Raw genomic sequence first — 6,738 nt, 5'->3', positions numbered from 1 at the left:
TTCGAGCAGGCCGACCCGCAGGTGGACGTCACCACCTCCGGCGAGCCGCAGGTCGAGTTCGTCCAGTCCGGCGAGCCCACCGTGACCTTCCAGGAGGCCGGTGCCGAGTCCGAGACCCCGGAGATCGACGAGGCCAGCGCCGAGCCGGCCGAGGATGACGCCGCGCAGCCGCTGATGGACGAGGAGGCCACCGAGGAGGCGGATCTGGCCGAGGCCGAGCCGATGGAAGGCGAAGTCGAAACCGGCCTGACCGCCACCGATCCGGCGCTTGAGGGCACCGATCCGGCGCTCGAGGGCACGGCGCCTTCCGACACCACGGCCCTGACCGACACGGCCACCGGCATGTCCGACGGCGAGGTGGTCGAGGGCGACATGGCCGCGCCGACGACGCTCGGCGGCCCGCTCGTGGAGCGCGAAGGCTACACCACCGCGCAGGTCGGCGAGTTCGAGGTCGAGTCCCTGACAGGGTCCAACCTCTACGGCGTGAACGACGACGACATCGGCGAGATCGGCGACCTGATCCTCAGCGATGACGGCCAGATCGAAGGCGTGATCGTGGAGATCGGCGGCTTCCTCGGACTGGGCGAGCGCGAGGTCCAGATCCCCTTCGACCGTCTGTCGATCCTGACCTCCGAGGCTGGCGACATCCGCGCCTATATCGATGCGACGCAGGAAGAGCTCGAGTCGATGCCCGAGGCGCAGTAATCTCGCATAGCGTCAAGCGTGAGGGCCGCCCCGTCCGGGGCGGCCCTTTCTTATTCCATACGCGCGGCGGCCGTGGCGGCTTCGGCCCAGTCCGCCCGGTTACCGACACTTCCCTCCTGCCGGACGCGGGCGATGGCGGCGGGGTCGATCTCGGCCCGGACCCAGCCGGGAATGTCCGGCCCGCCCTCCGAGACGATTCCCGTTTCGGGAAAGCCGAGATCCGGCGGCGCGTAGATCGCCGCGCGTCCGTGGTTCTCGTCCACCGCGGGCGACCAGTCGCAGGCTCCGACCGTTGGCGAATGGACCGTCACGCATTGCCCTTCCAGCGCGCGCGCCATCGCGCCGATCCGGACGCGGTGAAAGCCGGCGACGGTATCGGTGCAGGAGGGCGCGAGGATCAGATCCGCCCCGCCAGCGATCAGCGCCTGCCCGAGCGCGGGGAACTCGACATCGTAGCAGATCAGCACGCCGATCTTCAAACCGTCGATCTCGAAGAGGCGCAGCGGATCGCCGGGCACGACGCCCCAGGGATCGCGCTCGAACCGGGTCATGACCTGCTTGTCCTGATAGCCCAGCGTGCCGCCGGGGCCGTGCAGCCAGGCACGGTTCACCGGCCGGTCGCGCCCCGCCTCCCACGGCGACGATGGCGCCAGGATGTGACAGCCATGCGCCACCGCGAGCTCGGCCCAGACCTCCTGCGCCCTTGGGCCGTGCCGCGCCGCCGCATGGAGCGACGTCTCGAGGTCGGCCGCCGCCGCGGCGCCGTCGAGATACGCCAGTTCCATGGCGCCGTATTCGGGAAAGACGAGGAGATCGGCCCCCGGCCCCGCGCAGGCCTCCGCCACCCAAGTCCGCGCCTTGCGCGTCCACGCGTCCCAGCTTTCGATCGGGTCCATCGGATAGGCCGCCGTCGCGATCCTCATAGCGTCTTCCCCCAGAATTGCAGTTTCTTGCGCGTCGCCGTCGTGTCGCCCACATCCTTCCAAGCGAACGACGCGACCACACCGTCGAGCGGCGCGTAACCCCGTCCCCGCCAGAACGCGTCGTGCGTCCGCGCCGACTCCGGGCGGGCCGGATGGTCGTCGGGCCGGGTCACGGAGCAGAAGGCGGCATAGCGGCGCCCCGCCGCCCGACCCGCCGCCTCGCGGGCCTCGAAGAAGGCATGACCCAGCCCGTGGCCGCGATACCTCGGCAGCAGCACGGATTCGGCCAGATAGTAGATCTCCGCCAGCGGCCAGCGATGGTCGGCGAACGCGGCGGCGAAGTCGTCGGAATGGTCCTCCATCCGGGCCGCGGTCGCGGCCCCGACCATCCGGTCGCCGTCGAAGGCTCCGACCACCACGGCGCCCGGCGCGGCGTAGGCGCGCATGTAGTCGCGCTCGTAGTTTGCGTCGCCGTCGTAGAGATAGGGCCAGTCGCGGAAGACCGCGATCCTGAGCCCGGCCAGCGCATCCAGATGGGCCTCGATGGCCTCGCCCCGCAGCGTTTCGACCCGTGTCTGCATCACGAGACCTGCCGGATCCAGTCCGCGAGGTTGTAGTAGGTGACGACGCGCGTGATCGCGCCGTCCGTCACGGTGAAGAAGGCCCCCGCGGGCAGGCTGTAGGTTTGCCCCCGCGCCTCGGGCAGCCCGGGATCGGTTTCGAGATAGGTGCCGGTCACGGTGAACTCGGCGGCATAGCGCCCGTCGGGGCCGGCGAGGACGACGATGTCCGACAGCGTCTCGCGATAGGCGCGGGCCATGTGCTCGCGGAACGCGCGGAAGGCGTCGCGCCCGCGCCGCACCTCCCCCTCGTTGACGTGGTGCGCCACATCGGGAGCGAGGCAGGCCAGCATTGCGTCCGTATCGTCATCGTTGAATGCCGCGTAGTAGCGCTCGATGAGGTCGATGGACATGGCGGCTCCCGGAAACGTCGTGCGCGGGGAACATAGCGATTATCGCGCGCGGCGCCACCGGGGGCGCCCGGCTCCGCCACCGTTCCCGGACCTCCCTCAGAAATCCAGCAGCGGCGTGGGACAGATGAAGCCGGACAGATAGGGCAGGACGCCGTCGAGCTCGATCGTGATCTGCACCGCCTCGTAGGGATCGAGCTTGACGGCGAACTCGCCGTAGCCGCGCGCGATGTTCGCCTGCGAGAGCAAATCGATCTCCGCCTGCACGTCGTCCTCGTCGTAGTGGTAGCGCGCGCCGTCGACCATGACGAAGTTCGCCTCGCCCGCCCCCGTCGAACGCTGCCCGTCGGACGTCTCCCGATTCATGCCGATGCGGACGGCCGACGCCTCGTAGCCCCCGGAGATCACGTTGGAGACGTCGAGCCGGGCGGTCTTGGTCTCCCCGCTGAGTGAGGCGATGTAGAAGATGAAGCTGTTGTCGTCCGAATAGCCGTAGGTCAGGAAGTCCGTATCGTCCATCCGGGTGTCGGAGGCGCCCTTCATCGAAAGGTTCAGAAGCGACGCGCCGTCCGACAACGCGTCCGACATCACGTCGAAGACCGCGCCGCCGATCGAGTTGACGACATAGCCGCTGACCGGATCGACGATCGGATCGGCGCCCGCGCCCCCCGCGAGGTCGTTGCGCGTGTTGTGCTGCGGCGGCCAGACGAGCGCGGTGTCGACCCCGGCGCGGACCATGCCCTCCACCATCTCGAGGATCGCGCCGGCCGACCGCAGGCCGAGCAGTTCGACATGATCCTTCTGGACGTTCCATTCGGTGACGTAGAACGCCATGTCGCGGCCGAGCACGGCGGACCAGGATTCCTCGTGCCACGTCATGCGGTAGTCGCGCGAATTCCCGGAATCGTGCCCGCCCTGCCAGTAGAAATGATGCACGATGCCGTCGATATGGGCGAGCGCGTCGTCGCTCAGCGCGTCCTGCAGATCCGCGTTGGCGAGTTCCCAGCGCTTCGCTTCCGTCATGTTCGTGCCGAGCCCGTCCGCGTGACGCCAGTTGTAGCTGGAGCCCTGCCCCGCCGGGTTTGCGGTCTGCACGAGGATGTCCGGATCGTGGTCCGACGTCTCCAGCACCGACCCCACCACCTTCGCGATCTGGTTCGCCGTGCCGGCATATTCCGTCTCCCGGCTTTCGCCGCCGGGGTTCGGGTCGTGGCGCCAGTATTCGTTGCCGATCTCGAAGGCGGCGATCAGGTCTCCGAACTCGCCCATCACCTTTTCGACGAAGGTCCGCAACTCGGCCCGCCCGTGATACCCCCCCTCGGTGGGCAGGACCAGAACGACCCCCTCCACACCGCTCGACCGCGCCCATTCCAGGAAGCCGCGGACCTGGGGGATCATGTCGCCCCCGGCCACCATGCCATCGGCGAAGAGGACCTCCGTCTGGCCGGCGGGATAGCGCAGGATCGTCTGGCCGAGCGCGGAAACCGCGGCCTCGAAGTTCTCCAGCGGGCGGCCGGTCGCCGCGTCGGTGTTGGGTTGATAAAGGACGTTCCCCCCGAAAAACGCGTCGGACACGCGCAGGGGGCTCTTGTCGTAATTGGTGATCGTGATGGTCGGCATAGCAGCTCTCCGGGGTTGCCGGAGGTCTGACCGAAGCGTCGCGCGATCGAAGGGAAGGTTTGTGGCAGCCGGTGAAAAGACGGTGGCGAGATCGCGCCCCTCGCCGACATCTCGATGTAAAAGTTCGTAGAATTAGGGCGAACCGCAGGGCAAGTCCCCCCTTGGCTCAGCCGAAGCGGGCCTTCAGCCGGCTCTCGATCTGGTCGCGCGTCTGGCGGTAGCTTTCGAGTTTCTCGTCACGATGCTGGCCCAGACCCGTCGGATCCATAATCGACCAGTATTCCATCTCGATATGCGCGTGGCGGCCGAGCTCCTGCGCCATGCGCTGCGCGGCGGGCGACAGCGCGACGATCAGGTCGAACCCCTCGAGGTCGTCGCCCCATTGGCGCATCTCCTCGAAGCTCCGCGTGCGATGCCGCGAAAGCTCCACGCCCAGCTCCGCACAGACGGCGATGGCGAAGCCGTCGATTTCGAGGTCGTTCTTGACGCCCGCCGACTGCACGTAGATCGAACGGCCGTGCCGCTTCTTCATCAACCCCTCGGCCATGGGCGAGCGCACCGCGTTGTGGTCGCAGCAGAACAGCACCGATTGCGGGCGGGTCACGGCGTCAGCCCCCGAAATGGAGCACGCAGATCAGCGTGAAGAGCCGTCGCGACGTGTCGATGTCGATCCGCGCCTTGCCCTCGAGCCGCTCCTGCAGGAGGCGCGCGCCCTCGTTGTGGATGCCCCGCCGCGCCATGTCGATCGCCTCGATCTGCCCGGGCGGCAGGTTCTTGACGGCATCGAAGTAGGCCTCGCAGATCTGCCAGTAATCCTTGACCACCTGCTTGAACGGCCCGAGCGACAGGTGAAACGATCCGGCCGATCCGCGCTCCGTCCGGACGTCGAAGACGAGCCGCCGCTCGCGGATCGACAGGTGCAGCTCGTAGGGTCCCTCCGGCGCATCCGCCCGGGCCAGCGCGAAACTGTTCTCCTCCAGAAGGTCGAAGATCGCCACCGCGCGCTCCTGCGCGATCTCCGGCGTCGGCACCGGCAGGTTCGCGTCGTCGATCTCGATCCTGGCGATGCAGTCGCTGGTCATGGAGCATATCCCGGCTGACGGTCCCGAACCGGATAGCCCACCGGCGGCGCAGGGTCCATCGGACCGCTCAGCGGTTCACCCGGTCCAGCCGCGCCCGCACCGACAGGCCGTGCGCCTCGAGGCTTTCGGACGTGGCCAGCGTCGCGGCGGCGGGGCCGATCGCGACGAGGCTTCCGGGCGTCATCCGCGCCAGTGTGGTGCGCTTCAGGAAATCGAGCACCGACAAACCGGAGGAGAACCGCGCCGAGCGCGCCGTCGGCAGCACGTGGTTCGGCCCGCCGACATAGTCGCCGATCGCCTCCGGCGTCCAGGCCCCGAGGAAGATCGCGCCCGCATGGGTGATCCGCGCGGCCAGCGCGTCCGGGTCTGCCACGGCAAGCTCCAGATGCTCCGGTGCGACCCGGTTCGACAGTCGGGCGGCCTCTGCGAGGTCGGCCACGGTGACGACGGCGCCGAAGTCGCGCCAGCTCGCCCCCGCGATAATCCGACGCTCCAGCGTCTCGAGCCGTGCGGCCACCGCGTCGGCCACGGCGCGTCCGAAGGCGGCATCGTCGGTGATCAGGATCGACTGCGCGCTCGCGTCGTGCTCGGCCTGGCTCAGGAGGTCGAGCGCGATCCAGTCCGGGTCGTTGTCGCGATCCGCGATCACCAGGATCTCGGAGGGCCCCGCGATCATGTCGATGCCCACGCGTCCGAACACCCGCCGCTTGGCCGCCGCGACATAGGCGTTGCCCGGCCCGGTGATCTTGTCGACAGGCGCGATCGTCGCGGTCCCGTAAGCCATCGCCGCGATCGCCTGCGCGCCCCCGATGCGGTAAACCTCGTCGATCCCCGCCAGCCGTGCGGCGAGCAGAACCAGCGGGTTCGTCGCCCCGTCCGGCGTCGGCACGCACATGACGAGGCGGCGCACCCCGGCCACGCGCGCCGGGATCGCGTTCATCAGGACCGAGGACGGATAGGAGGCGAGCCCGCCCGGCACGTAAAGACCCGCCGCATCGACCGGCCCCCAGCGCCAGCCGAGCTCGGCCCCCGTCTCGTCCGTCCAGCGCGCGTCCTCCGGCATCTGCCGTGCGTGATAGGCGCGAATGCGCGCGGCCGCGAGCTCGAGCGCCGTCCGCTCCTCCGCGGAGACCCGAGCCACGGCCCTATCGATCTCCGCCGCCGGGATCGCCATCGTCTCTGGCGACATCGGCAACCGGTCGAACCGCTCCGTCAGCTCGCAGACCGCCGCATCGCCCCGCGCCCGCACATCCGCGATGATCGCCGCCACCGCGTCGTCCACGTCCGGCGCATCCTCGCGCTTGGCCGCGAGGAGGGCGCCAAACCGCGTCTCGAAATCGGCGTCGTTCGCATTGAGGAAGACAGGCATCGGATCTCCGGGGCGTCCGCCCATTCGTCGTGGCTCAAATACTCGAATCCAACGCCGGCCGGAGGCACG

Annotated in this window: 8 protein-coding genes; 1 reads left to right on the top strand and 7 read right to left on the bottom strand. The window is 69.0% G+C overall.

Annotated elements, in window-relative coordinates; translation table 11 throughout:
- Positions 1-705: PRC-barrel domain-containing protein (locus Q1B08_RS14330; RefSeq protein ID WP_299820187.1), on the top strand; the 705-nt coding region annotated here is incomplete at its 5' end.
- Positions 706-755: 50 nt separating this feature from the next.
- On the opposite strand, the gene Q1B08_RS14325 is transcribed toward Q1B08_RS14330, so the two are convergent.
- The 7 genes from Q1B08_RS14325 to hisD form a co-directional block, all read right to left on the bottom strand.
- Positions 756-1,628 carry a carbon-nitrogen hydrolase family protein gene (locus Q1B08_RS14325; RefSeq protein WP_299820184.1) on the bottom strand — a complete coding sequence of 291 codons (873 nt, stop codon included), beginning with the start codon at positions 1,626-1,628 and terminating at the stop codon, positions 756-758.
- Positions 1,625-2,209: a GNAT family N-acetyltransferase gene (locus Q1B08_RS14320; RefSeq protein WP_299820181.1), complete on the bottom strand. Its 585-nt coding sequence runs from the start codon at positions 2,207-2,209 to the stop codon at positions 1,625-1,627. The genes Q1B08_RS14325 and Q1B08_RS14320 overlap by 4 nt, the downstream gene beginning before the upstream one ends.
- Positions 2,209-2,601 (bottom strand): ketosteroid isomerase-related protein, encoded by a 393-nt coding sequence (locus tag Q1B08_RS14315; protein WP_299820178.1) that lies wholly within the window; start codon positions 2,599-2,601, stop codon positions 2,209-2,211. The genes Q1B08_RS14320 and Q1B08_RS14315 overlap by 1 nt, the downstream gene beginning before the upstream one ends.
- 96 nt (positions 2,602-2,697) lie before the next feature.
- The gene (locus tag Q1B08_RS14310) at positions 2,698-4,218 is read right to left on the bottom strand and encodes a hypothetical protein (RefSeq protein ID WP_299820175.1); all 1,521 of its coding nucleotides are present in this window, start codon (positions 4,216-4,218) and stop codon (positions 2,698-2,700) included.
- 166 nt (positions 4,219-4,384) lie between these two features.
- Positions 4,385-4,822 (bottom strand): low molecular weight phosphatase family protein, encoded by a 438-nt coding sequence (locus tag Q1B08_RS14305; protein ID WP_299820172.1) that lies wholly within the window; start codon positions 4,820-4,822, stop codon positions 4,385-4,387.
- A gap of 4 nt (positions 4,823-4,826) precedes the next feature.
- On the bottom strand, positions 4,827-5,300 hold the full coding sequence (locus Q1B08_RS14300; protein WP_299820169.1) for a UPF0262 family protein: 474 nt from the start codon (positions 5,298-5,300) through the stop codon (positions 4,827-4,829).
- Between the two features lie 67 nt (positions 5,301-5,367).
- Entirely contained in the window at positions 5,368-6,669 is a 1,302-nt protein-coding gene (gene hisD, locus Q1B08_RS14295) for a histidinol dehydrogenase (RefSeq protein ID WP_299820166.1), read from the bottom strand.
- Positions 6,670-6,738 lie beyond the last annotated feature (69 nt).

Source organism: uncultured Jannaschia sp. (assembly GCF_947494025.1).
GTDB lineage: Bacteria > Pseudomonadota > Alphaproteobacteria > Rhodobacterales > Rhodobacteraceae > Jannaschia.
The sequence above is the reverse complement of the archived record's forward strand: the minus strand, read 5'-3'. Positions and strand labels throughout refer to the sequence as shown.

What these genes read in the sequence shown, in the direction of transcription:
- Q1B08_RS14325 (WP_299820184.1), bottom strand. Translation starts at nt 1,628, where the DNA reads ATGAGGATCGCGACGGCGGCCTATCCGATGGACCCGATCGAAAGCTGG.
- Q1B08_RS14320 (WP_299820181.1), bottom strand. Translation starts at nt 2,209, where the DNA reads ATGCAGACACGGGTCGAAACGCTGCGGGGCGAGGCCATCGAGGCCCAT.
- Q1B08_RS14315 (WP_299820178.1), bottom strand. Translation starts at nt 2,601, where the DNA reads ATGTCCATCGACCTCATCGAGCGCTACTACGCGGCATTCAACGATGAC.
- Q1B08_RS14310 (WP_299820175.1), bottom strand. Translation starts at nt 4,218, where the DNA reads ATGCCGACCATCACGATCACCAATTACGACAAGAGCCCCCTGCGCGTG.
- Q1B08_RS14300 (WP_299820169.1), bottom strand. Translation starts at nt 5,300, where the DNA reads ATGACCAGCGACTGCATCGCCAGGATCGAGATCGACGACGCGAACCTG.
- hisD (WP_299820166.1), bottom strand. Translation starts at nt 6,669, where the DNA reads ATGCCTGTCTTCCTCAATGCGAACGACGCCGATTTCGAGACGCGGTTT.